The sequence below is a fragment of the Janthinobacterium aquaticum genome (assembly GCF_009208565.1).
Classification (GTDB): Bacteria; Pseudomonadota; Gammaproteobacteria; order Burkholderiales; family Burkholderiaceae_D; genus Janthinobacterium.
Genome location: NZ_WFLK01000003.1, coordinates 175,671 through 201,121 on the forward strand (window position 1 = coordinate 175,671; position 25,451 = coordinate 201,121).

A 25,451-nucleotide genomic window follows, 5' to 3' on the forward strand; every position below is an offset into this window, starting at 1 on the left:
GTTAGGTAGGCGGCATAAATTTTCAGTGCTATAGTTGCCGCCAACAAGCTCTGCAACCGTGCCAACCGGCTCTTTCTGCAGCACCAGCCTGCCGTCACTCGCCCCAGAAAGGATGCATTTGTCGCACCGCAGCTTCCTGCATGTCAGCGCACCACGCTTTTGGCGACCGGTGCTGCGTCCGCTTGCACGCAGGCTGCTGCAGGCAGGCCTGGCGCTGCCGGCGGCGGCGCAGGCAGCCACGCCTGACATGACTCTATTATCGCCATGGTCAAGCCCCTGGCCGTACCTGGCGGCCAGCGCCAGCGTGATCGCGCTACTGGCCTGCTGGCAGGCCTGGCGCCTGAAGCGGCAGTTGCGCCAGCAGCATCAGCCTGCTGCCAATGCCGGCACGCCAGCTGCGCAGCAGCCGTCGCAGGCGCTGCAGGGCGCGGCCTTGGCCGGCTGGACCTGGCAGCGCCAGGGTGATCGCCTGTTGCTGTCGAGCCAGTATCGGGAACTGCTGGGTGACAAGCATGCCCGGCTCGACTATGGCCTGGCCGACTGGCAAGCCGAAGTCCACCGCGACGACCGCGCACGCCTGGCCAGCACCTTGCGCCTGCACTTCGACGGCCAGGTGCCCGGCCCCGTCAACTGCGAATTGCGCCTGCGCCACGGCGATGGCCAGTGGCGCTGGCTGCTGCTGCGCGGCGCCGTGCTGCGCCGCGCCTCGGACGGTGCGGCGGCCCAGGCCAGCGGCATTCTCGGCGATATCGGCGAGCGCAAAAGCGATGAGGAAGCGCGCATGCGCAGCATGCTCGAAGCGGCGCCCGAGGTCATGCTGGTGGCCGATGTCGAGGGCAAGGTGCGCTACGCCAACCAGATCGGCGCACGCTGCTTCGGCTATCCGCTGAGCGAACTGGCCGGCATGTCGCTGGAGCAACTGGTTCCCGAAAGCAGCGACAGCCATGCCGCCAACGAGCCGCAGGCGCGCCACAGCCTGCCCGGACGGGTCATGATGGCGCGCCGCCGCGACGGCACCCATTTCCCCGCCAAGGTTAGCCTGTCGCCGCTGCGCATGGCCGGGCAGATGTATTCCATCGTTTCGCTGCGCGACATGACCCAGCGCCAGCGCGCCGAAGAAGCGCTGCAGGCCAGCTCCGAGCGCTACCGGCTGATCGTGCAGACCGCCGCCGAAGGCATCTGGATGCTTGATCCGGCCGGCCTGACCACCTTTGTCAATCCCAAGATGGCGCACATGCTGGCCTACTCAGTGCAGGAAATGCTGGGCCGCCCGATGCTCGACTTCATGGACCGCGACAGCCAGCATCTGATGCGCCAGCGCCTGGCCGGCGAAGGCTCGCAGGCCAGCAAACCCGAGCAGGTCGATTTCCGCCTTTTCCGCAAGGACCAGTCCAGCCTGTGGGGTTTGCTGTCGAGTACCAATATTATTGGCGAATCGGGCGAATCGGGCGGCACGCTGGCGATGATTACCGATATTACCGAACGGCGCCTGGCCTCGATCGCCCTGTCCAACTCCAACCAGCGCATGGCGTCCGTGTTTGGCGCCGTCACCAACGGCCTGGTGGTGCAAGACCACCACGGTCACACCCTGGAAAGCAATGCGGCCGCCGAACGCATGCTGGCGGCCAGCCGCGCCGGGGGCAGCCTGTGGCAGGCCATCCGCGAAGACGGCAGCCCGTTCGAGCAGCACAGCCATCCGGTGCACATCACCCTGTCGAGCGGCGAAGCGATGCGCGACGTGGTGATGGGCGTGCTGCAGCTCGACGGCAATCTGTGCTGGCTGTCGGTCAATACCGAAGCCATCCGCGATGAATATGGCAAGGTCGGCATGGTGGTGGCCAGCCTGACCGACATCACCTACCACAAGCGCAGCGAAGCGACGCTGCGCGAGCTCAATGAACACCTGGAAGAACGCGTGGCGCAGCGCACCAAGCAGCTCGGCCAGGCCAAGCAGATTGCCGAGGAAGCCAGCCAGGCCAAGGGCCAGTTCCTGGCCAATATGAGCCATGAAATCCGCACGCCGATGAATGGCGTGATCGGCATGGCCTACCTGGCTCTGAAGACGGATCTGGAGCCGCGCCAGCGCGATTACCTGGAGAAAATACGTTTTGCTGGCGAGCATTTGCTGGGCATTATTGACGACATCCTGGACATCTCCAAGATCGAGGCCGGCAAGCTCAAGATCGAACGCGTCAATTTCAGCTTCGATCATGTGATGCAAACGCTGACAACCGTGGTGGCGCCGCGCGCGGCGGGCAAAAGCCTGGAACTGGAGTTCGAGATCGACCCGCAACTGCCGGCCATGCTGGTCGGCGATCCATTGCGGCTGGGCCAGGTACTGATCAACTACGTCAATAACGCCATCAAATTCAGCGAAAAGGGCAGCATTGCGATCAAAGTCTTCAAGGTGGCGCAAGAGGTGCCGGTAGAGCAACACTGTCTGGTGCGCTTTGAAGTGTGCGACCACGGCATCGGCTTGTCGCAAGATGAAATGGGCAAGCTGTTCCAGTCGTTCCAGCAGGCTGACACCTCCACCACGCGCGAGTACGGCGGCACCGGCCTGGGCCTGGCCATCAGCAAGCAGCTGGCGCAGCTGATGGGTGGCGAGGTGGGCGTGGTCAGCAGCCCCGGCCAGGGCAGCACCTTCTGGTTTACCGCGCAGTTGGGGATCGCCGACGAGTCGGCGCCAACCTTGCTCGACAGCATGATCCAGCCGGCCGGGACGGCGCGCGCCCACGCTGACGCTGACGCCAGCCTGGCCATGCAAGCGCTCAGGCACGCCAGCATCCTGCTGGTGGAAGACAATCCGTTCAACCAGCAGGTGGCGCTGGAACTGCTGGAAGAAGCCGGCGCCTCGGTATGCCTGGCCAATAACGGCGTCGAAGCGCTCGACCTGCTGCGCCAGACGCCGTTCGACTGCGTGCTGATGGATGTGCAGATGCCGCTGATGGACGGCCTGCAGGCCACGCGCGCGATCCGCGCCGATCCGCAGCTGGCCCATCTGCGCGTGCTGGCCATGACGGCCACGGCCACCAGCGAGGACCGCGTGCGCTGCCTCGACGCCGGCATGGACGACTTCATTTCCAAGCCGATTCAGCCGGCCATGATGTACCAGACCATCGCCGGCTGGTTGCCCGAGCGCACGGCAGCGGCGCCGGTGCGCAGCCGCGCCGCGCCCGCTTTCAAGACCACGCTGGCCGGCGACCCGCAGGTGATCGACCTGTCGATCCTGGCCAAGCTGCTGGGCTACAACCCGCAAAAAGTACGCAAGTTTGCCTTTAAATTCCTGCAGACCACACAGGATGGCTTTACCGAGATCGATGCGGCGCTGGCGCGCGGCGACGTGCAGCAGGTGCGCGAACTGGGTCACCGCATCAAGTCGTCGGCGCGCACCGTGGGCGCACTGGGCCTGGCCGAACTGTGCCACAGCCTGGAAACGCTGGCGCCAGGCGACGCTTCCAGCGAAAGGAAGCAGGCAATGCGGCTGGTGTCGCAGCTATGGCCGCTGCTGGAAAAAATTACGGAAGAGATTATGAACAACACCAGTTTTGCCAATGATGATTAATAAGCGGCAAGACCGTCATGGCTATACAGGCATTGGCAACGATGCAGATAATTCGATGAAACAGAAGGACCGGAACCATGAATGATGTATTTCCCCCGGCGCACGTCAGCGCCAACGAAGCGGGCCTGTCACCCATGCGCGTGCTGCTGCTCGACGACGATGTGTTCATGCTCGATGTGCTGAGCGACATGTTCGACCAGCTGGGCCAGTTCGACTTGCGCTGCGAAGCAAGCAGTGCGCAGGCCTTGACCACCTTGCGCCAGCACCAGCCCGACCTGTTGATCTGCGACCTGTCGATGCCGGACATGGACGGCATCGAATTTCTGCGCCTGGCGGCCGACAGCGGTTTTCGCGGCGGCGTGGTACTGCTGTCGGGCCTGCATTCGGCCGTGCGCACCGCCGCCGAGCGGCTGGCGCAGGCCAACGGCCTGCATATCCTGGGCACCTTCCGCAAGCCGATGGAAAGCGCGGAACTGCAACTGATGATCAATTTGCAGCGCCAGTACACCACGCGCCTGAGCGCCGCACAGGGCTGAAACCAGCCCTTCGATAGGGCGGGCGGACAGGCGCCGCAAGTTTTTCCGCAATAATCGCCACGCTTTGAAAAAATGGGTTATTATTTCAGCCATCCCCGCCTGCATATCCCTGGTCGCACCTTCCAAGAATATTGAATTCGTGCCCATCGACCCCACCTGTCAGTTGTACTTCAGGAAGCATGGATGGCGAACCGGCATATGGTTATTTCCAGGCATTATTGATCCCACCCTCAATTGAGGAAAATATGAGCGAAAATATCAAACACATTAACGATGCATCTTTCGAGGCAGACGTCCTGAATTCCGAGTTGCCAGTGCTGGTCGACTTCTGGGCGGAGTGGTGCGGTCCATGCAAGGCCATCGCGCCGATCCTGGAAGAAGTGGCCAAGGAATACGCCGGCCGCATCCAGATCACCAAGCTCGACGTTGATTCGAACCAGGCCGTTCCAGGCAAATTCGGCATCCGCGGCATTCCGACCCTGATCCTGTTCAAGAACGGCCAGGCAGCGGCGCAAAAAGTCGGCGCCCTGAGCAAAGGTCAATTGACCGCTTTTATCGACAGCAATATTTAATGTATGATGGGCAGCGCTGCGCCCGCAGCGCCGCCCGATTGGATCGTCCGGGACGCGGCTATCGTTCCATGCGCACCCTTCCCGGATAATTAATCAACGCCACGCAGTTCCCTCCCCTACCTTTACAATCCCGTCTCGGGATACTCAACACATATGCATTTATCAGAACTAAAGGCCCTACACGTATCCGCCCTGCTTGAGATGGCGATCGGTCTTGACATTGACAACGCAGCCCGCTTGCGCAAACAGGAGCTGATGTTCGCGATCCTGAAAAAACGCGCCAAGTCCGGCGAACAGATTTTTGGCGACGGCGCCCTGGAAGTGCTGCCTGACGGCTTCGGCTTCCTGCGCTCGCCTGACGCCAGCTACATGGCGTCCACCGACGACATTTACATCTCCCCTTCGCAAATCCGCCGCTTCAACCTGCATACGGGCGATTCGATCGAAGGCGAGGTACGGACCCCGAAAGATGGCGAACGCTATTTCGCATTGGTCAAAGTAGACAAGGTCAACGGCGAATCGCCGGAAGCCTCGAAGCACCGCATCCTGTTTGAAAACCTGACGCCGCTGCACCCGAATGAGCCGCTGCGCCTGGAACGTGAAATGAATGGCCAGGAAAACATCACCGGCCGCATTATCGACCTGATCGCGCCGATCGGCAAAGGCCAGCGCGGCCTGCTGGTGGCGTCGCCAAAATCCGGTAAATCGGTGATCCTGCAACATATCGCCCATGCGATCACCGCCAACCATCCCGATATCACCCTGATCGTGCTGCTGATCGACGAGCGCCCGGAAGAAGTGACCGAGATGCAGCGTTCGGTACGCGGCGAAGTGGTTGCGTCGACCTTCGACGAGCCGGCTACGCGCCACGTGCAAGTGGCCGAGATGGTGCTGGAAAAAGCCAAGCGCCTGGTTGAAATGAAAAAAGACGTAGTGATCCTGCTCGACTCGATCACCCGCCTGGCGCGCGCCTACAACACCGTGATCCCCGCTTCGGGCAAGGTGCTGACCGGTGGTGTCGACGCCAACGCGCTGCAGCGTCCTAAGCGCTTCTTCGGCGCCGCCCGCAATATCGAAGAAGGCGGCTCGCTGACCATTATCGCCACCGCCCTGATCGAAACCGGTTCGCGCATGGATGACGTGATCTTTGAGGAATTCAAGGGTACCGGCAACATGGAAGTGCATCTGGAACGCCGCCTGGCCGAAAAACGCGTCTACCCGGCCATCAACCTGAACAAATCGGGTACCCGCCGCGAAGAACTGCTGATCAAGCCGAACGAACTGCAAAAAATCTGGATCCTGCGCAAGTTGCTGTACTCGATGGACGAGATCGAGGCGATGGAGTTCATTCTTGACAAGATGAAGGCCACAAAAAACAACGCCGAATTCTTCGACATGATGCGCCGCGGTGGTTAAGTCTGCCGTTGGTGGAGCGTAGGTCGGATTAGGCGGAGCCGTAATCCGACAACATTGTTGGCCAGGCCGGTGGTATTGTCGGATTACGCGCTGCGCGCCTGCGCGGCCCGGCTAATCCGACCTACTGACCGGCTTTTTTATTGCCGCAGGCGTGAAAGCGCTATATAATCTGCGGTTGCATTATTTTAACCATGGCAAGTGATCGGCAATCGGGTCAAGAAGCAAGACGACCGACGAAGTGCTGTTTGGCTACCAAACCAGAGAGAAGACCATGAAAGTCGATACCCATCCAGATTACCGCGAAGTTGTTTTCCACGACCTGTCGTGCGATTTCAAATTCATCACCCGTTCGACCATCCAGACCCGCGAAACGATCAATCACGAAGGTAAAGACTACCCTCTGATCAAGATCGAGGTGTCGGCTGAATCGCACCCGTTCTACACCGGCAAGCACAAAATCGTCGACACCGCTGGCCGCGTTGAGAAATTCCGCCAGAAATTCGGTTCCGTCGGTTCGAAAACCGCCGTCGCAGCAGGCTGATTTTTGCCGCTCTGCGGCAACCGCTTTGCTATGCAAAAAAAGGCAGCTACGGCTGCCTTTTTTGTTTTATCCGCTTTACCTTATACTGCCACTTTGCCGGCGCCAGCCGTCCGCTCCCTTAACTGATACCTGATACCGATCATCGATGAAGCCAGTCCGCCTTCCCGCCGCTGCCACCCTCGCGCTGCCACGCTGGGCCTTGTTTGCGCTTGGCCTGCTGTATATTCTGCCCGGCCTGATCGGCCGCGAGCCGTGGAAGAACGATGACGCCTCCAGTTTCGGCATCATGTGGACCATGGCTCACGGCGGCCTGGCCGACTGGCTGTGGCCGAACGTGGCCGGCATGTCGATGCCCGACGAAGGGCCGCTGGCGTTCTGGCTGGGCGCCATCGCTATCCGCCTGTTCGGCTGGATCGGCGGCGAGGTGTTCGGCGCGCGCATGTCGACCATCGGCATTTTCGTGATCAGCGCCCTGTCGGTCTGGTACACCACCTTCAACCTGGGCCGCCGCAGCGACGCCCAGCCGCTGCGCCTGGCGTTTGGCGGCCAGCCAGAGCCCGACGATTTCGGCCGCACCCTGGCCGACGCCGCCGTGCTGATCTACCTGGGCTGCCTGGGCCTGCTGCAGCACAGTCATGACATCACGGCCGAAGCGCTGTATGTCTCGCTGATGGCCTATCTGCTGTACCGCGCCGTGCGCTATGTGGAGCGCGCCTCGCTGCGCAACGCCACCCTGCTGGGCCTGGCCATCGGCGGCCTGACGCTGACGCGCGGCTGGATCACGCCGGCCGCGCTGATCATCGCGCTGCTGTTGTGCTCGCAGTTCCTGCGCCTGCCGCTGCTGCGCACGGCGGGCCACCTGGCGCTGGCGGCTGGCGTCGGGGTGCTGCTGACGCTGGTCTGGCTGGTGCCGGGCGAGCTGCTGCAACCGTATGGCCATTCGCCGCTGCAAGCCTGGATGAGCTGGAACTGCCGCCAACTGGCCGTGCCGGACCTGCAAAGCGTGCAATACTTTTTTCGGGTCGGCATCTGGTTCTTCTGGCCGGCCTGGCCGTTTGCCATCTGGGCCGTGTATGCCTGGCGGCGCCAGCACCATGTGCTCCATATCGTGGTGCCGGTGACCTTCGTGGCCATGCTGGCCGTGCTGGCGCTGTGCCACCCCGATCCCGACCAGGCGCAATTGTTGCCGCTGCTGCCGCCGCTGGCCGTGATGGCTGCCTTCGGCCTGTTGACCATGAAACGCGGCGCCATCAACGCCATCGACTGGTTTTCGGTGCTGGTGCTGACCATCTGCGCCGCCATCCTGTGGCTGTTCTGGTTTGCCACGCTGAGCGGCTGGCCGCCCAAGCTGGCGCACAACGCCCTGAAGCTGCTGCCCGGCTTTAAGCCCGAGCTGGGCCTGGTGGCGTTCTTTGTTGCCGCCATTGCCACTGCAGGCTGGATTACGCTGGTGCACTGGCGCATCTCGCGCCAGCCGGCCGTGCTGTGGCGCGCGGTGGTGCTGTCGTCCGGCGGCCTGATCCTGCTGTGGGTGCTGATCATGACCTTGTTCCTGCCCGAACTCAATTACAGCAAGAGCTACGCCAGCGTCGCGCAGCAGATTTCCATCAATTTACCCGCTGGCAATGGCTGCATCAACACCAATGTCGGCGCGGCCCAGCGCGCCTCATTTGCCTACTATGGCCATTTGCCGTTCGCCGGCGTGGAAAAGCAGGGCTGCGACTTGCTGCTGCTGCAAGATAACGTCAAGGTACGCGACAGCCGCGAGAGCCTGCCAGAACATACCGGTACGGACTGGGTCAAACTGTGGGAAGGACGGCGCATTACCGACGACGCCGAACGCTTCAGGCTGTACCAGCGCGTCAACTAGGCCGCCAGCAAAAAACCGGGTGCGTCCCGGTTTTTTTACGCCTGCGCAGCATGTCGGCATGACATTGGCAGTCCGGCAAGCTGTTGTTGCGGCTGCCTTTTTTTCGGGCAGCATCGTCACAAAGACCGTTGCCAGCGCTATAGTTTCTGTTCCCGAGTGTGTTGCCCTGCCGCATATTGTCATGCCGCCGCCGCACGCCCATGTCTGAACAATATCGCTGCCGCCCCGCTCCTGCGCGCTTGCTGACTTACAAAGCCCGTCATGCCCTTCCTGTATCAACTACGCATTGCGCTTCGCAATATCTATGTGCGCGTGGCGCTGGCCTGCGCCCTGGCTGCCAGCATCGGCGCCGCCCTGTATCTGGCCAACGACGTGGCGCAGGATGCGCGCCCCTTGCTGCGCTCGCAAAATATCGGTGAAATCACGGCCCTGCCGGGCCAGCGTGCGCGGCTGGAATTTCTGCTGCTGGCCAAACCGTTGTCGGACACGCCGCGCTATGTGTTCAAATTCAAGGATGCACCGTCGATCCATGTGGTCAAGGTGCCGGCTACTTCGCACCTGAGCCTGGAGCGCGAGGTACTGCTGCGCAACAGCCTGCCGTATGCGATTGCCAGCGATGCTTTTCTGGCCTCGCACAAGGCCGTGCTGCAGGATGGCGACGACGGTGCGCTGGCCCAGGCCGGCAGCTTCGCGCAGCGCCATGCGCTCGATATTATCCTGGTGATATTGCTGCTGTGCATGCTGAAGTTCGGCCTGCCCGGCATGGGCGTGAAAGCCAATGTGCTGTTGCCGGGCCAGCTCAAGGGCAGCCTCGACGACCTGATCGGCATGGACGACATCAAGCAGGAAGTGCTGCATCTGGAAGACATGATACGCAACCGGGCGCTGTACCGTTCGCACAATATCGACAAGCCCTTCAATGTGATGCTGACCGGCCCGGCCGGCACCGGCAAGACCAAGCTGGCCGGCTACCTGGCCAAGCGGCTCGACATTGCATTGATCCAGGCGTCGGGTTCGGCGCTCGAATCGGGCTATGTGGGCGGCGGCGCCAAGGCGCTCAACGCGCTGTACCGCAAGGCCTGCGCGCGCGGCAACTGCATTATTTTCCTTGATGAAGCGCAAACGCTGTTCATGCCGCGCGGGCGCGGCGAACGCAAGTGGGAAGACGATACCGCCAACACCCTGCTGGGCCTGCTCGATGGCGTGAAAAGCAAGGAAGGCGCCGGCGTGATCTGGATCGTCGCCTCCAACTTCGACGATGCCTCGACGCCGATGGACGAAGCGATGCTGCGCCGCTTCCCCGTCAAAATCAATTTCCGCCTGCCCAACAAGGCCGAGCGCGGTGCGCTGCTCCGGCATTTCCTGTCGCAAAAGGCCGACGGCTGCGTCAACTGGGACAAGCTGGACCTGGCGCAGGTGGCCGAAGTGACCGCCAACCTCAGCCCGGCATTGCTGGAAACCGTGGTCGAACGCTCGAGCATGCTGGCGATCCAGGAAAAGGTGCTGATCGATACCGATCTGCTGTTCCGCGCCTTCGAGCGCGCCACCATTGGCCTGGCCGACCGCGCCGCCACGGCCGAAAAGCAACTGCAGCGCGAGCGCATCGCGCTGCACGAGCTCGGTCACTTTTTCATGCAGATCGACCCATGGCTGCGCGCCGGCCTGCCGCTGGACGAGGTCAAGCAGAAGTCGCACTTGCTGAAAATTAGCACCGAGGCCGTCTCCAAGCTCGGTGCTTTGGGCTACGTGCTGTCGTCGGGCGATGACCTGTCGCTGCGCACGCTGGAAGAACTGGAACGCGACGTGATCGGCCTGTACGGCGGCGTGGCGGCCGAAGAACTGTTTTATGGCGCGCGCGGCATTTCCATCGGCAGCCAGAACGATATTGAAAAAGCCACGCAGCTGCTCGACACCATGGTCAACCAGCTGTCGATGTACTCGCGCTCCAAGCTCGACTACCGCAAGCTGCAGCACGCCCACGGCGACGAGCGCACGCTGGCGCTGGTGGAAGCCAAGGCTGACGAGCTCTACAGCTACACCCTGAACGCCATCGGCGACTACCGCCACGCCATCGAAGCGATCAAGGTGGTGCTGCTGGAGCGCTATGTGCTGTCGAAAGATGCGGTGTTCGAGTTGCTGGAGACGTATCTGGTGCCGGCGCATGGTCGACTCGATTAAACGGGCCGCCAAGGCCGTAGGTCGGATTAGGCCCGTCGGGCCGTAATCCGACGACATTGTTGGCGTCAGCGGTGTTGTCGGATTACGCGGGGCTTTGCCCCGCTAATCCGACCTACGTGCCGTGGTCAGCCGGGGTCAGCCAGCGTCGGCCAGCTCCGTTGCCACCTGCTGACGCAGCAGATACTTCTGGATCTTGCCCGTCACCGTCATCGGAAATGCCTCGACAAAGCGCACGTAGCGCGGCACTTTGTAGTGGGCGATCTGGCCACTGCAAAAGGCGCGGATATCGTCGCTGGTGGTCGCTTCGTGGCCCGGGCGCAGGATAATGCAGGCGCACAGTTCCTCGCCGTACCTAGCGTCGGGCACGCCGACGCACTGCACGTCGAGCACGCCGGGGTGGCGGTACAGAAATTCCTCGACCTCGCGCGGGTAGATATTTTCGCCGCCGCGTATCACCATGTCTTTCGAGCGGCCGACGATGCTGCAAAAGCCGTCGGCGTCGATCACCGCCAGGTCGCCCGTATGCATCCAGCGCGCCGCGTCGATGGCTTCAGCAGTTTTTTCAGGGTCGCCCCAGTAGCCCTGCATCACCGAATAGCCGCGCGTGAGCAACTCGCCTTTTTCACCGCGCGGTACGATGCGCCCTTCGGCATCGATGATTTTCACTTCCAGGTGCGGATGCACGCGGCCGATGGAGGCCACGCGCATGGCGCGCGGATCGTCGATCGAGGTCTGGAAGCTGACTGGCGACGTCTCCGTCATGCCGTAGGCGATCGTGATTTCCGCCATATGCATCAGGTCGATCACGCGGTTCATCACCTCCATCGGGCACGGTGAGCCGGCCATAATGCCGGTGCGCAAATGTGACAGGTCGTATTGGGCAAAGTCGGGATGGTCGAGCATGGCGATAAACATGGTCGGCACGCCGTGCAAACCGGTACAACGCTCGGCCTGCACAGTCTCGAGCACGGCTTTTGGATCGAAGCCTTCACCGGGAAACACCATCGCCGCGCCATGCGTGACGCAGGCCAGGTTGCCCAACACCATGCCGAAGCAGTGATACAGCGGCACCGGGATGCACAGGCGGTCGCGTTCGCTCAAACGCATGGCCTCGCCGATAAAGAAACCGTTGTTGAGGATATTGTGGTGCGTCAGCGTGGCGCCCTTGGGCGCGCCGGTGGTGCCGGACGTAAATTGGATATTGACGGCGTCGTCGAACTGCAGCGTGGCGCTCACTTCCTGCAGGTACGCCAGGTCGGCCTCGGTTATGCCCTCCATCAACGCGTCGAAGTTGTGCATGCCGGGCGTCGCCGCGCTGCCCAGGCGAATAATGTGGCGCAGCTGCGGCAGGCGGCTTGACTGCAGTTGGCCAGCGCGGCTGGCGGCGATCTCGGGCACCACATCTTGCACGATGGCCAGATAGTCGCTCGACTTGAAGCTGGGCGACAGGATCAGCGCGCTGCAACTGACCTTGTCGAGCACATATTCCAGCTCGGAACGGCGGTAGGCCGGATTGATATTGACCATGATCAGGCCGGCCTTGGCGGTGGCAAACTGGGTCAGCACCCATTCGGCGCAGTTTTGCGACCAGATGCCGACCCGGTCGCCCGGCTGCAGGCCCAGTTTCAGCAGGCCGGCGGCAAGCCGGTGCACGCGCTGCTGGAACTGGCTGTAGGTCCAGCGCACGTTCTGGTGCGCCACGATCAGGGCGTCGTGCTGGCCGTAACGCACAGCAATCAGATCGAGGTAGGCGCCGATGGTCTCGCCGATCAACGGCGTCGGATGGGCGCCGTGTACATAACTCATTGTTGTCATACTGTCTCCAGAGGGGTGGCGCGACGCGCTCTATGACAAAAATTATAGCCGCATCTGCGCCGCGTCCCTGGTTTCGTTTCTTTTTAAATAATGTTGTGCACACTTTAGCATTGGTTGTCCAAGACAATATCGCAAGCTCATGTACAATCTTTTTGCACCGGCTGGCCAGCCGACCGCGCTACCTTACCTCTGCTTCTTTTTATGACTCAAGAATCTGCGTGCGTTTCCATTCTGTTGATCGATGACGAAGCCATCGCGCTCGATCTGATCGCCCATGGTCTCGAACGCGAAGCCGATATCGTCCTGCGCTACGATGCGCGCTCTGAAATGGCAGTGGCGCTGGCGCGCGAGGTCGCTGCCACCACGGTGCTGGTCGATTTGCGCATGCCGGGCGCCGACGGCTTTGACGTGATCCGCATGCTGCGCGCCGATCCGGCCACCGAACATATCCCGGTGGTGCTACTGTCGTCGGAAGACGATCCGTCGATCAAGGTCAAGGCCTTTGCCATGGGCGCCAACGACTACCTGGTCAAGTGGCCCGATCCGCGCGAGCTGCTGGCGCGCGTGCGCTATCACAGCGCCGCCTATGTAGCGCGGCAGCAACGCGATGCGGCGTTCGTGTCATTGCGCCTGAGCCAGGAGGAACTGGCGGCCAGCCAGTCGGCACTGCACCAGGCGCAGAAGATGGAAGCCATCGGCCAGCTGACAGGCGGCGTGGCGCACGACTTCAATAATGTGCTGCAGATCATCAGCGGCAATTTGCAACTGATCAAGCTGCTGGGCGGCGTCAGCGAGAAAGCCCACAGCCGCATCGATATTGCCCTGGCAGGCGTGGAGCGCGGCGCCAAGCTGTCGGCCCACCTGCTGGCGTTTGCGCGGCGCCAGCCGCTGCAGGCGCAACTGATCAACCCCGGCCAGGTACTGTTCGACATGGGCGACATGATACGTCGCCTGCTCGATCCGCGCGCCACCATCGCCACCGATATCGCGCCCGACCTGTGGAGCACCATGGTCGACGCCAACCAGCTCAACAATGTGCTGCTGAACCTGGCCATCAATGCGCGCGACGCCATGACCGGCGGCGGCAAGCTGACCATCCGCGCGCAGAACGTGGCTGCCGGCTCGCCGTTGCTGGCCGAGGTCGGCAAGAGCCAGGGCGCGGACGATTATGTGCTGCTGGAAATTGCCGACACCGGCACCGGCATGGAGCCGGCCGTGCTGCAGCGCGCTTTCGAGCCGTTCTTTACCACCAAGCCGACCGGCCAGGGCACGGGCCTGGGCCTGAGCATGGCCTACGGTTTCGTCAAGCAGTCCGGCGGCGAGATCTTGCTCAAAAGCGAAGTCGGCGTGGGCACCAGCGTGAAAATCTTCCTGCTGCGCAGCCAGGCTGCGGCCCCGGAAATGGAAGCGGTCATCAGCGAGCCGCTCAGCGGCGGCCAGGAAACCATCCTGGTGGTGGAAGATGAAGAGGAGGTGCGGCGCACCACGGTCGAACTGCTGACCGCGCTGGGCTACCGCGTGCTGCAGGCGGCGCATGCGGGCAGTGCGATGAGCCTGATTCAGTCCGGCATCCCGATCGACCTGGTATTTACGGATGTGATCATGCCGGGCGAAATGAGCAGCCTGCAGTTGAGCGTGGCGGTGCGCGAGTACCTGCCCGACACCCAGGTGCTGTTTACCTCGGGCTATGCGGAAGGCGTGCTGGCGCACGAGGGCAAGCTCGATCCGGGTGTCAACCTGCTGCAGAAACCGTATACGCCAGACGTGCTGAGCACCCGCATCCGCCAGGTGCTGCGCCAGCGCAAGATCGCGCTCTAGAGCGCAGGCGGACGCACATAGCGGTAGGAACCGGGCGGCGGCTCGTTGAGCACGGCCCAGAAAATGCCCAGGTCGGCAATCGCGCGCACGAACTCTTCAAAGTCGACCGGCTTGACCACATAGGCGTTGACGCCCAGTTCATAGCTACGCAGCAGATCCTGCTCTTCCTTCGAGGAAGTGAGCATGACAACCGGAATGCTGCGCAGTTGCGGCGTATTGCGTATTTCCTTGAGCACTTCAAGGCCGTCGACCTTGGGCAGTTTCAAGTCCAGCAGAACGACCGCCGGATTGCCCGCTTCGCGCTGTGTGTACTGGCCGCGGCACAGCAGGTAGTCGAGCGCCTCGGCGCCGTCGCGGGCGATAATGACCTCATTGGCCAGTTGGCTTTTCTCCAGCGCGATCAGGGTCAGTTCCAGATCATGCGGATTGTCTTCGACCAGTAAAATGGGTTTGAGCATGGTTGCCTCTTATTCAATAGCAATATTTTTAGGCAGGCTGAAGGAAAACGTGGCGCCCTCGCCCAAGGTCGATTGTGCCCAGACCCGCCCACCATGGCGCTCGACAATGCGGCGCACATTGGCCAGGCCGATGCCGGTGCCGGGAAAGTCTTCCATGCGGTGCAGGCGCTGGAATACACCAAACAATTTATGCACGTAGTCCATATTGAAGCCGGCGCCATTGTCGGCGATATGGAACACGGTTTCGTTTTCATCTTCAGTAGCGCTCACGGCAATGGTCGCCACCTCGCGCCCACCGGTAAATTTGACCGCGTTGGCAAGCAGATTGTACAACGCCAGCTGCACGAAGGTCGGATCGGCGCGCACGATGGGCAACTTGCCGATGTCCCATTCGATCCGGCGATCGCGGATATCGAGCCCCAGCTTCTGGATGCAGCCGCGCACCAGCTCGGCCATGTCGACCCGGGTCGGATGCAGGGCGGCGCGGCCCATCTGCGAAAAACTGAGCAGATCGTCGACCAGCTTGCCGGCCAGGCGCGCCGAATCCTTGATGTTTTTCAGGAAGCGGCGGCGCTTTTCCTGGTCTTCGGTGCCGGCCGTCTCGAGCAGCAGGTCGGAAAAGCCGACGATATGGCGCAGCGGCGCGCGCAAATCGTGCGATACCGAATAGGAAAACGCTTCGAGTTCCTTGTTGGCGCGGCCCAGCTCTTCGGCCAGCTCGGCCATCTGTTCGGCGCGTTCGAGCACGATACCCAGGAGCGCGCTGCGAAATTCGGTCGCCAGTTCGATTTCACCGTCATGCCAGGGCGCGCTGGTGCCGTGGATGGTCTCGCGCCAGGTGTCAAAGCTCAGGCGCGGGGTCAGCTGGCCGGGGCCGTCCTTGGCCTGTGGCTGGCCGGCCCAGTCGATGGTATGCACCACTTCCGGCCGGAACCACAGCAGGTAATGCGGATGGATGCGCGAGATGGAAATGGCCAGCAGGCCGCTGGCGTTGCGCGTATAGCGTGCCGCCGGTGCATGCAGCGACTTGAGCTGATCGGTATGAAACACGTCCTGCTGGCCGCTCTCGGCCAGCCATTGCACCAGTTCGTGGATCTCGCCTTCGTCTGGCGTGTCGCCATGGCGCAACACGCGGTTATCGGCCACGATGGCCGCGCCGCTGGCGCGCGCAAAGCGCAGCAGTTGCGGGAACACGCCACGCAGGCTGTCGGCAAAATCGGCTTGCTGGCTGAGACCGGCAAGCAGACTCACCATGGTGCGCCGTACTTCCAGGCGGAACTGCAGCTCGGCCGCGTCGGTACGCGTCTCGATACACAGCCCCAGGATTTGCCCCAGCTGCTCGCAGACGGCGCGCTGCTCGAACGCCACCGGCAGCGGGGTTTCATTGTGGCAGGAAATCAGGCCCCACAACTGCCCCTTGACCATCAGCGAGACCGACATCGAGGCCAGCGTGCCCATATTGCGCATATATTGCAGATGGATCGGCGAGACGCTGCGCAGCGCCGCATACGTGAGGTCGTTCGGTGCCCCGGTGGCCGGATTGATCGGCGGCACCAGCCGCGCCGGCGCGTAGTGCGCGTCCTGGATCAGGCGGATGCGGTTGAGCCGGTACAGTTCGCGCGCCTGGCGCGGGATATCGGAAGCCGGAAAGCGCTGGCCCAGATACGAGGAATAGCCGGGCGCGCGGCTTTCGGCCAGCACCAGGCCATGGCCGTCACGATCGAACTGGTACACCATCACGCGGCCAAAGCCGGTCACGTCGCGTAGTTGCTGGGCAGCCAGATCGCTCATTTCGACGATATCCTGCAGATCGTTGATTTTCAGCAGAAAATTGCCGACCTTCGGATAAAGATGGCGAAAATCCGGTGGCGCAACGCGCGCCACGGCCTCGAATTCAAGCAGCAGCAGCTGGTCATGGGTGTGGGCCAGCACATCGAAATGGCGGCCATTGGGGGTTCTGAGCGTGCCCATGTAGCTCGGTTGCGCACCGATCACGTTGGCGGCCAGTTCGGCCTGCAACTGCGCCGCCGCCACGCCCAGCACCACCGGCAGGCCCTGTCCCAGCGCCTGCTCGAGCGCTACCCCGGTCAGCGCCGCCAGGTTGTCCGAGGCCTGCACGATCACGTCCGGAGCGTCCTGCCGCAGCGCCAGCAGAAAGCCATGCGGCTGGATGCTGCCGGGAATGCGGATCGGCTCTTGGTCGCAAGAGGTCAGGTTGAGGGGGGGCGGTGAGGAGATAGCTGGCATCATGTTATTCATGTCGGCAATTCGGCCGCTCAGGCAGAAGAGGGAAAGCGCATTTTACTAGAGGCAGCTGCCGAAAGTCGCACGGCATGGGCACGACGGGCGATTTACATTACCATGCGCACATCATATCAGCAGGGGCCAAGGTGGCATCACAACAACAGGGTTTTATCCTGACCCGCCACTGGCGCGACACCAGCGCCGGCACCGAGGTCGAATTCTGGCTGGCCACCGATGCCGGGCCGCGCCTGCTGCGCCTGCCGATGCAAACGTCAGTGGCGTTTATTCCTGCCGAGCAGCGCGAACAGGCCGAACTGCTGCTACGTGGCGAGCGCCATGCCGAACTGCGCCCGCTGGCGCTGGCCGACTTCCAGCATCGCCCCGTGCTGGGCCTGTACTGCCGGCATTACCGGCAGTTGCTGAAGCTGGAAAAACAGCTGCGCGCGCACGGCGTGGATGTGTATGAAGCCGATATCCGTCCGCACGAACGCTATCTGATGGAGCGCTTTATCACCGCGCCTGTCTGCTTCGACGGTGAACAGCTGGAAGAGGCGCAGTTGAAACCGCTGGACGGCTACCGGCCGGTGCTGCGGCTGGTGTCGCTCGATATCGAAACCACGGCCCATGGCGAACTGTATTCGATTGCGCTCGAAGGCTGCGGCCAGCGCCAGGTGTATATGCTGGGCCCCAAAAACGGCGGTGACGAAGCGCTCGACTTCGCGCTCGAATACTGCGACAGCCGGGCGCAACTGCTGGAACGGCTGAACCAGTGGATGGCCACGCATGATCCGGACGCCATTATCGGCTGGAACCTGGTCCAGTTCGACCTGCGCGTGCTGCGCCAGCATGCCGAGCGCTACAACATGCCACTGTTGCTCGGACGCGGCGGCGCAGCCATGGAATGGCGCGAGCACGGCGGCAAGCAGGAGCATTATTTTGCGGCAGCGGCCGGGCGCCTGATCATCGACGGCATCGAAGCGCTGAAGTCGGCCACCTGGAGCTTTTCCTCGTTCAGCCTGGAAAACGTGGCGCAGACGCTGCTGGGCGAGGGCAAGGCGATCGACACTCCCTACCAGCGCATGGCCGAAATCGACCGGCGTTTTCGCGAGGACAAGCCGGCGCTGGCGCGCTACAACCTCAAGGACTGCGAACTGGTCACGCGCATCTTTGCCAAGACCGAACTGCTGACGTTTTTGCTGGAACGCGCCAGCGTGACGGGCCTGCCGGCCGACCGCAGCGGCGGTTCGGTGGCCGCCTTCGAACACCTGTACCTGCCGCGCATGCACCGCCAGGGCTACGTGGCGCCCAACCTCGGCGATGTGCGCGGCGAGAACAGCCCGGGCGGCTTCGTGATGGACTCACGCTCGGGCCTGTACGACTCGGTGCTGGTGCTCGACTACAAGAGCCTGTATCCGTCGATTATCCGCACCTTCCTGATCGACCCGGTGGGGCTGGCAGTGGGTACGCGCGAGAACGACGACAACCGTGAAGGCGACACCGTGCCCGGCTATCGCGGCGCGCAGTTTTCACGCCATCAGCATTGCCTGCCGGCCATCGTGCAACAGGTCTGGCAGGGGCGCGAGACGGCCAAGCGCGAACACAATGCACCGCTGTCGCAGGCGCTCAAGATCATCATGAACGCGTTCTATGGCGTACTGGGATCAAACGGCTGCCGCTTCTTCGATCCGCGCCTGGCCTCGTCGATCACCTTGCGCGGCCAGGCCATCATGCACCGCACGCGCGAACTGATCACCGAGCAGGGCTACCAGGTCATCTATGGCGATACCGACTCCACCTTTGTCTGGCTGAAAACCGCGCATAGCGATGAAGAAGCCGGCCAGATCGGCCGCAAGCTGGTGACGCAGGTCAATGCCTGGTGGCACCAGCACCTGCGGCAGGAATACGACCTCGACAGTGCTCTGGAGCTGCAATACGAGACGCATTACCGGCGCTTCCTGATGCCCACCATCCGCGGCTCGGAAGAAGGCAGCAAGAAGCGCTATGCGGGCCTGGTCGGCCAGCGCGGCGGCGGCGAGCAGATGGTCTTCAAGGGACTGGAAACGGTGCGCAGCGACTGGACGCCGCTGGCGCAACAATTCCAGCAGGAACTGTACCGGCGCATCTTCCAGCGTGCGCCCTACCAGGACTATGTGCGCCAGTATGTCAGCGCTACCTTGCGCGGCACCCACGATGCGCTGCTGGTGTACCGCAAGCGGCTGCGCCGTCCGTTGGACGACTACCAGCGCAACGTGCCGCCGCATGTGCGCGCGGCGCGCACGGCCGACGCCTATAACCTGGCACAGGGGCGGCCGCTGCAATACCAGAACGGCGGATCGATCAGCTATGTGATCACGGTGGCCGGGCCGGAACCGCTGGAAACCCAGCGCTCGCCGATCGACTACCAGCATTACCTGACGCGCCAGCTGCAACCGGTGGCCGACGCCATCCTGCCCTTCCTGGGCGACGATTTTTCCCGGCTTATTTCTGGGCAGCAAAACCTGTTCTGATGCGATTCTGCTTACCTGGCAAGCCAAGCTGAGGTAATATCGGCGCCTGCCTCGCTCCAGCGCAGGCGCGCAAGTCGGCAAGCAGCGTAAAATACGCCATGGCGAAAGAACAAGAGCTGTACCAATAAGAAGATGCGCTTCAGAGGAGAATGGTTTTCAACTCCATGTTTCAAGCTGAAGTGGCGCATACTGCAACGATGTTGAACCAGCAAACCGCGCGGCCGCGCTGCCCGCCCTTTGCTACTTTTAGAATGAATACACCATGACCGAGATCACGTCCCTCCGCGACATTCCTCAAAAAAACATCTTCCGCAAGGGCGACACCTTTGTGCTGTTCGGCGAGCTGTTCGGCCGCGGCTACGTCAATGGCCTGCTCGACGAAGCGCGCAAGGCCGGCATGAATATCGTCGGCATGACGGTAGGCCGCCGCGATGAAAACATGGCGCTGCGCCCATTGAACGCGGAAGAGCTGGCCGAAGCCGAAGCCAATCTGGGCGGACGCATCATCAACGTGCCGCTGATGGCCGGTTTCGACCTGGACGCACCGGAAGGCGAACCGACTCCGACCGCCCTGCTGGCCGACCTGACCCTGAAAAGCTGGCAGGAAGACAAGCTGGACTGGACCAAGATCGAGCGTTCGCGCGAAGCCGGCGTGACCCGCTTCAAGAACTCGGTAGCCAAAGCCATGGCCGAGCTCGACACCCTGATTCGTGACGGCAGCAATGTGTATTTTGCCCACACCATGGCCGGAGGCATTCCGAAAGTCAAAGTCTTCCTGGCCATTGCCAACCGCATCTACAAGGGCCGCGGCGAGCGCTTCATGTCCTCGCGCGCACTGCTCGACAGCGATCTGGGCAAGCTGATCCTGATGAACTTCGACGAAGTTACCGCCAACACCCTGCAATACCTGATTGACGGCAGCGCCGCCATCCGCAACCGCATCGAGCAAAGCGGCGGCCAGGTGCGCTACAGCGCCTACGGCTACCATGGCACGGAAATTTTGATCGACGGCAAGTACCAGTGGCAAACCTACAGCAACTACACCCAGGGCCTGGCCAAGATGCGCCTGGAAAACGTTGCCAAGGCGGCGTGGGAAAAAGGCATCAAGGCTACCGTCTTCAACTGCCCGGAAATCCGCACCAATTCGTCCGATATCTTTGTCGGCGTGGAACTGTCGCTGTTCCCGCTGCTCGACGCACTGAAAAAAGAAGGTGGCGGCGCTTGGGCCGAACAGCAGTGGGAAGCCTGCCAGGCCCTGCTCGAAGACGGCACCTCGCTGCAGGACCTGCTCGACCGCATCGCCGCCTACAATGGCGACGCCACCAGCGTGCATTTCCGTAACTTTGCCGCCTGGCCGATGGACAACACGCCGGAACTGGCCGAAGTCATGATCGGCACCTCGGACGACATCACCAAGTTGCACAAGGACCGCAAGGAACTGATCACCGATCACCTGAGTTCGCTGGTACTGGAAGGCACCGGCCCGCTGATGTTCCACGCCATGTCCGCCCCGCAGGCGCCGGTCGTCTGGCTCAACCACGACATTATCGCGCGCCAGCTGGCCGCCGTGCACAATCCCTGAGCGATACACTGTTGCGTCGGCAAGCGAAAAACTTGCCGGATTGTGACAAATCAGTGATAATGCCTCTCGCGTTGCCCGAGTGATGGAATTGGTAGACGTAGCGGACTCAAAATCCGCCGCCGCAAGGCGTGCCGGTTCAAGTCCGGCCTCGGGCACCAAACAATACAGCAAGCCATTCAATGCAGATTGAATGGCTTTTTTGTTGCTGGAAGCATTGACATCGCCAGCTTGCGCTGCATCGCCCCCTGATGCACAGCACCAATTGCGCGCCATCTATTGCGTAATTGAAATAAGATCAACGTTAACAAATAGCTTTCCCGCCATCCTGGCAACCGGGCCGTGACGCCCAATGAACCTCTGCAGCACATCCCTGTCAAAGATAGAGAGGCTTATCATGGCGCAATCGCGACTGGCTGATTTTCTTCGCTCCAACCTGGAACCCATTCTGATGGCATGGGAAGATTTTGCCCGTACCATCGAGCCGCCGGCCTTGACCATGAGCGATGAGGAGCTGCGCGACCACGCGCGCCAGATGCTGCTGGTGTTTGCCGACGATCTGGAAGAGCCGCAGTCGGAACTGCAGCGTGAAAACAAATCGCTGGGGCTGGCCCCGCAGGTGCGCGGCGATACGGCAGCCGAGACGCATGCCGAAACACGTTTGCTGTCAGGCTACACGGTGGTGCAGCTGGTCTCGGAATACCGCGCCTTGCGCGCCAGTGTGCTGAACTTGTGGAGCCACGATACGTCGATGGATCATGCCAGCACCATCAATGACATCACGCGTTTCAATGAGGCAGTTGACCAGGCGGTTGCCGAGTCGGTGGCGCGCTACCAGTTGCTGGTCAACAAATCACAGAACATGTTCCTGGCCATACTCGGCCATGACCTGCGCAATCCGCTCGGCGCGCTGGTGATGGGCTCAAGCGCCATCATGCAGGCACTCGACATACCGCCCAAGTATGTGCAGATCGCCACGCGCATGTTCCGCAGCGCCGACCGCATGAACCGGCTGGTGCACGACCTGATCGACTTTACGCGTACCCATCTGGGCAGCAGCATTCCCATCAATACCCGACCAAACGATCTCGCTGCCGTGTGCGAACAGGTGGTCAACGAGCTGCGCACCGCGCACCCCGGGCGCCTGATCGCGCTTGAGGCGCCGCCCTCGCTGATGGGTAACTTTGACGTGGACCGCATTGCGCAAATGCTGTCGAACCTGCTTGCCAACGCGCTCAAGTATGGCAGCGCGGATCAGCCGGTCACGGTGCGCCTGAGCAGCAGCACCGAAGGCACGTTAATCGAAGTGAACAATCAGGGGCCGCTGATACCTGCCGATAAACTGGCCACCATTTTCGAGCCGCTGGTGCGCCTGGCAAGCGCGCAGGACCTTGTCAGCGAATGCACGAGCCTGGGTATCGGCCTGTTTGTCGCGCGTGAAATTGCCGAAGCACACAGTGGCGAAATCAGCGTGAGCTCGACCCCGGCGCAAGGCACAACCTTCGTTGTCACCTTGCCGCGCTAGTATCGGCAGCGCTGTCAGCAGCACGCTCCCGGCATCGGGACTGCGCACTGGCGGTTTGATCGCCTCAAATCCTTTAAAATAGCCGCCTAGAATGCTAAGCATGCGGCCTGTTTTTTCACATTGAGGATATAAAATGGCAATTTCCAGCACCGAAGAGATCATCGCCGAGATACGCGCAGGGCGCATGGTGATACTGGTCGACGAAGAAGACCGCGAGAACGAAGGCGATATCGTGATCGCCGCCGATTTCGTCACCCCCGAGGCGATCAACTTCATGGCCAGGCATGCACGCGGCCTGATCTGCCTGACGCTGAGCGAAGAAATCTGCGACCGCCTGAAGTTGCCGATGATGACCGCCAGCAATGGCACCGCTTTCGGCACCAATTTCACCGTCTCGATCGAAGCGGCCGAAGGCGTGACCACCGGCATTTCGGCGGCCGACCGTGCGCGTACCGTGCAGGTGGCGGTGGGCAAGAATACGGTAGCGACCGACCTGGTGCAGCCTGGCCATATCTTCCCTTTGCGCGCCGTCAATGGCGGCGTGCTGATGCGCGCCGGCCACACCGAAGCGGGCTGCGACCTGACCCAGATGGCAGGCCTGACGCCAGCCTCGGTGATCTGCGAAGTGCTCAAGGAAGACGGCGAAATGGCGCGCCTGCCGGATCTGCTGGTATTTGCCGAACAGCACAATCTGAAGATCGGCACGATTGCCGACCTGATCCACTATCGCAACCAGAACGAGTCGCTGGTCGAACGCATTGCCGAGCGCCAGTTGAACACCTCGCACGGCCCGTTCCGCATGGTAGCGTTCCGCGACAAGCCCAGCGGCTCGGCCCACCTGGCGCTGGTGCATGGCGACCTGGCGCCCAACCTGGAAGCGCTGGTACGCGTACACGAGCCGGTATCGGTGCTGGACTTGCTGGAAACCCAGGCCACCACCCACTCGTGGAATATCTCGGCCTCGATGGCCGCCATCCAGGCGGCTGAACGCGGCGTGATGGTGCTGCTCAACTGCGGCGAGACGGCCGATGAACTGTTTTCACAGCTGAGCGCGCTCGATACGCCGGAAGTCAAACCCAAGGGCCGTGCCGCCAGCATGGACCTGCGCAGCTACGGCATCGGCGCCCAGATCCTGCGCGAACTGGGCGTGGGCAAGATGAAGCTGCTGGCCAATCCGCGCAAGATGCCATCGATGACCGGCTTCGACCTGGAAGTGGTCGGCTTCGTGCCGTGCCCGGTGCCTGACTGCGAATAAGCCGCAGTGCATCAGGTAAAAGCGCCACAGGAGCCCTCCTGCGGCGCTTTTTATGGCTCTTCGCAATAGTAGTCGCAGCCCTCGAATGTGGCGCGCAGCGCCAGTTGCAAGCGCCCGAACTGGGCCGGCGAGAAGTTGAAGCGCACGTCGATCTGGCCGTCGTCATCCATCTGCATGGCGGCCTCGGCGTCCATCTGCACCGACAGGCGGTTCGGATGCAAAATCACCGCATGCATATGGCCATACCAGCCAAAGCCCTGGCCGCAGTATTCGATATACGGTTCGTCCATGCCCAGCGCCACGTCCTGCTCGTCGAATTCATCGGCGCGCTGGAGCATCAGGTACAAGGGGTCGCCTGCGCCCTGCGGCAGCGCCAGCGTGGTAATCAGGGCCTCATCCTGTTCCAGGATGGATAATTCGGTAGCGCTAAAGCCTGCAGCCATGGGATGCTCTCGTCAAGAAAATAGCGCTACCATAGCACCTCGCGCCGCGCCGCGTTCCCTATAATGGCGGCAACCGCCGATCAATTGCCTCACGGAGCCGCCTTGTCCTATACCACCCGCCTGGAAACACCAAATATCGCCACCTACCAGCACCTGCGCGTGGCAGCTGGCCTGAGCCCGAAAAACATGGAAGCGGCGGCGCGCGGCCTGCCCAATTCGCTGTTTGCCGTGCAGGTGCTGCATGGCGACGAGGTGGTCGGCATGGGCCGCGTGATCGGCGACGGCGGCTGCTTTTACCAGGTGGTCGATATTGCCGTGCTGCCGGCGCACCAGGGCCGCGGGCTGGGCAAGCTGGTGATGCGCGAGATCAGCCAGTGGCTGGACGCAAATATGCCGAAAAGCGCGTATGTCAGCCTGATCGCCGACGGCGAAGCGCATCGCCTGTATGCACAGTTCGGCTTCGCGCCGACAGCGCCGGCCTCGATCGGCATGGCGCGCAAGGCCTGAGCCGGCGATTCCATCAGTTGCGGCAGCATCGGCCTGCCGCTAACAGTAACCCAGAAAAACCAGAGAGTTGCCATGATTTACCTGTTTGCCATTGTGATCGTTATCGGCCTGCTGTATTACGTGTTCAGCGGGCGCACCAGGGTCGAGCCGCTGCAAAAAGCCCTGATCTCGGTACGCCAGTATGTGCCGGCCATCCCCGCCACAGCGCCCGCCCATCACTGGAGCGACAACGGCCGCTATGCATCAGAGGTGGAAAACGATTCGATCTACCAGCCGGCCATTGCCCGGCTGGCCGGCGAACACGGCCCCGGCAATGCCGATGAAAAATGCCTGGCGCTGCTGGTGTGCGACGACGCCAATCCGTTCCAGGACAAGGCCATTGCCGTGTTTATCGATAGCCAGTTGGTGGGCTACCTGGCGCACAGCGATGCGCTGCGCCTGCGCCGCACGCTGGGGCGCCAGGACCTGGTCGGCCAGCTGACTTCATGCGACGCGGTGATCCGTGGCGGCGGTCTGTGGAACGGCAAGCGTTTGGCGTATGCGGTATGGCTGGATCTGCAGCCGTTTGACTGATGCCGGGGACAGGTGGTAATGCCGCTAAGTTAAGGAAAAATCTTGGTAA

At 62.0% G+C, this 25,451-nt stretch carries 18 protein-coding genes and 1 tRNA gene; 15 read left to right on the plus strand and 4 right to left on the minus strand.

Annotated features, from left to right (window positions below; translation table 11 throughout):
- The first annotated feature begins 118 nt into the window (after nucleotides 1–118).
- The 7 genes from GCM43_RS06295 to GCM43_RS06325 all read left to right on the plus strand — a co-directional run bounded on the left by GCM43_RS06295 (nucleotide 119) and on the right by GCM43_RS06325 (nucleotide 10,678).
- Nucleotides 119–3,565, plus strand: coding sequence for a PAS domain S-box protein (locus tag GCM43_RS06295; protein ID WP_226929349.1), 3,447 nt, complete (start codon nucleotides 119–121; stop codon nucleotides 3,563–3,565).
- A gap of 77 nt (nucleotides 3,566–3,642) precedes the next feature.
- On the plus strand, nucleotides 3,643–4,101 hold the full coding sequence (locus GCM43_RS06300; RefSeq protein WP_226929350.1) for a response regulator: 459 nt from the start codon (nucleotides 3,643–3,645) through the stop codon (nucleotides 4,099–4,101).
- A gap of 245 nt (nucleotides 4,102–4,346) precedes the next feature.
- Nucleotides 4,347–4,673, plus strand: a complete 327-nt coding sequence (gene trxA, locus GCM43_RS06305; protein WP_152242672.1) for a thioredoxin TrxA — start codon at nucleotides 4,347–4,349, stop codon at nucleotides 4,671–4,673.
- A 153-nt stretch (nucleotides 4,674–4,826) separates the two neighbouring features.
- Nucleotides 4,827–6,089: a transcription termination factor Rho gene (gene rho / locus GCM43_RS06310; protein ID WP_010401543.1), complete on the plus strand. Its 1,263-nt coding sequence runs from the start codon at nucleotides 4,827–4,829 to the stop codon at nucleotides 6,087–6,089.
- A gap of 271 nt (nucleotides 6,090–6,360) precedes the next feature.
- Complete coding sequence (locus GCM43_RS06315) at nucleotides 6,361–6,630, plus strand: type B 50S ribosomal protein L31 (protein WP_152242673.1); 270 nt, start codon at nucleotides 6,361–6,363, stop codon at nucleotides 6,628–6,630.
- Nucleotides 6,631–6,775: 145 nt separating this feature from the next.
- Entirely contained in the window at nucleotides 6,776–8,500 is a 1,725-nt protein-coding gene (locus GCM43_RS06320) for an ArnT family glycosyltransferase (RefSeq protein WP_152242674.1), read from the plus strand.
- 261 nt (nucleotides 8,501–8,761) lie between these two features.
- Entirely contained in the window at nucleotides 8,762–10,678 is a 1,917-nt protein-coding gene (locus GCM43_RS06325) for an AAA family ATPase (protein ID WP_152242675.1), read from the plus strand.
- A gap of 135 nt (nucleotides 10,679–10,813) precedes the next feature.
- On the opposite strand, the gene GCM43_RS06330 is transcribed toward GCM43_RS06325, so the two are convergent.
- A complete protein-coding gene (locus tag GCM43_RS06330) occupies nucleotides 10,814–12,493 on the minus strand; it encodes an AMP-binding protein (RefSeq protein ID WP_152242676.1) in 1,680 nt (559 codons plus the stop codon).
- Between the two features lie 201 nt (nucleotides 12,494–12,694).
- On the opposite strand from GCM43_RS06330, the gene GCM43_RS06335 reads away from it, so the two are divergent.
- Nucleotides 12,695–14,311 carry a response regulator gene (locus tag GCM43_RS06335; protein ID WP_152242677.1) on the plus strand — a complete coding sequence of 539 codons (1,617 nt, stop codon included), beginning with the start codon at nucleotides 12,695–12,697 and terminating at the stop codon, nucleotides 14,309–14,311.
- Here the strand turns inward: GCM43_RS06335 and GCM43_RS06340 are convergent.
- Together GCM43_RS06340 and GCM43_RS06345 are read right to left on the minus strand one after the other, a co-directional pair.
- Entirely contained in the window at nucleotides 14,308–14,769 is a 462-nt protein-coding gene (locus GCM43_RS06340; protein WP_152242678.1) for a response regulator, read from the minus strand. The two genes, GCM43_RS06335 and GCM43_RS06340, sit on opposite strands and share 4 nt — an antisense overlap.
- Before the next feature lie 9 nt (nucleotides 14,770–14,778).
- Nucleotides 14,779–17,019, minus strand: a complete 2,241-nt coding sequence (locus tag GCM43_RS06345) for an ATP-binding protein (protein ID WP_226929351.1) — start codon at nucleotides 17,017–17,019, stop codon at nucleotides 14,779–14,781.
- Nucleotides 17,020–17,159: 140 nt separating this feature from the next.
- On the opposite strand from GCM43_RS06345, the gene GCM43_RS06350 reads away from it, so the two are divergent.
- The 5 genes from GCM43_RS06350 (at nucleotide 17,160) to ribBA (ending at nucleotide 23,879) form a co-directional block, all read left to right on the plus strand.
- Nucleotides 17,160–19,520: a DNA polymerase II gene (locus tag GCM43_RS06350; RefSeq protein WP_226929352.1), complete on the plus strand. Its 2,361-nt coding sequence runs from the start codon at nucleotides 17,160–17,162 to the stop codon at nucleotides 19,518–19,520.
- A 262-nt stretch (nucleotides 19,521–19,782) separates the two neighbouring features.
- Nucleotides 19,783–21,102 carry an enoyl ACP reductase FabMG family protein gene (locus GCM43_RS06355; protein ID WP_152242680.1) on the plus strand — a complete coding sequence of 440 codons (1,320 nt, stop codon included), beginning with the start codon at nucleotides 19,783–19,785 and terminating at the stop codon, nucleotides 21,100–21,102.
- 73 nt (nucleotides 21,103–21,175) lie between these two features.
- Nucleotides 21,176–21,260, plus strand: a tRNA-Leu gene (locus tag GCM43_RS06360).
- A gap of 290 nt (nucleotides 21,261–21,550) precedes the next feature.
- Nucleotides 21,551–22,624 (plus strand): sensor histidine kinase, encoded by a 1,074-nt coding sequence (locus tag GCM43_RS06365; RefSeq protein ID WP_193315557.1) that lies wholly within the window; start codon nucleotides 21,551–21,553, stop codon nucleotides 22,622–22,624.
- A gap of 133 nt (nucleotides 22,625–22,757) precedes the next feature.
- Nucleotides 22,758–23,879: a bifunctional 3,4-dihydroxy-2-butanone-4-phosphate synthase/GTP cyclohydrolase II gene (gene ribBA, locus GCM43_RS06370; RefSeq protein ID WP_152242682.1), complete on the plus strand. Its 1,122-nt coding sequence runs from the start codon at nucleotides 22,758–22,760 to the stop codon at nucleotides 23,877–23,879.
- A gap of 50 nt (nucleotides 23,880–23,929) precedes the next feature.
- Here ribBA and GCM43_RS06375 read toward each other — a convergent pair whose 3' ends face one another.
- Nucleotides 23,930–24,322 carry an Imm10 family immunity protein gene (locus GCM43_RS06375; protein WP_152242683.1) on the minus strand — a complete coding sequence of 131 codons (393 nt, stop codon included), beginning with the start codon at nucleotides 24,320–24,322 and terminating at the stop codon, nucleotides 23,930–23,932.
- A 102-nt stretch (nucleotides 24,323–24,424) separates the two neighbouring features.
- Between GCM43_RS06375 and GCM43_RS06380 the strand changes: the two genes are divergently transcribed.
- Nucleotides 24,425–24,829 carry a GNAT family N-acetyltransferase gene (locus GCM43_RS06380; protein ID WP_226929353.1) on the plus strand — a complete coding sequence of 135 codons (405 nt, stop codon included), beginning with the start codon at nucleotides 24,425–24,427 and terminating at the stop codon, nucleotides 24,827–24,829.
- Nucleotides 24,830–24,901: 72 nt separating this feature from the next.
- Entirely contained in the window at nucleotides 24,902–25,402 is a 501-nt protein-coding gene (locus tag GCM43_RS06385) for a hypothetical protein (RefSeq protein WP_152242685.1), read from the plus strand.
- Nucleotides 25,403–25,451 lie beyond the last annotated feature (49 nt).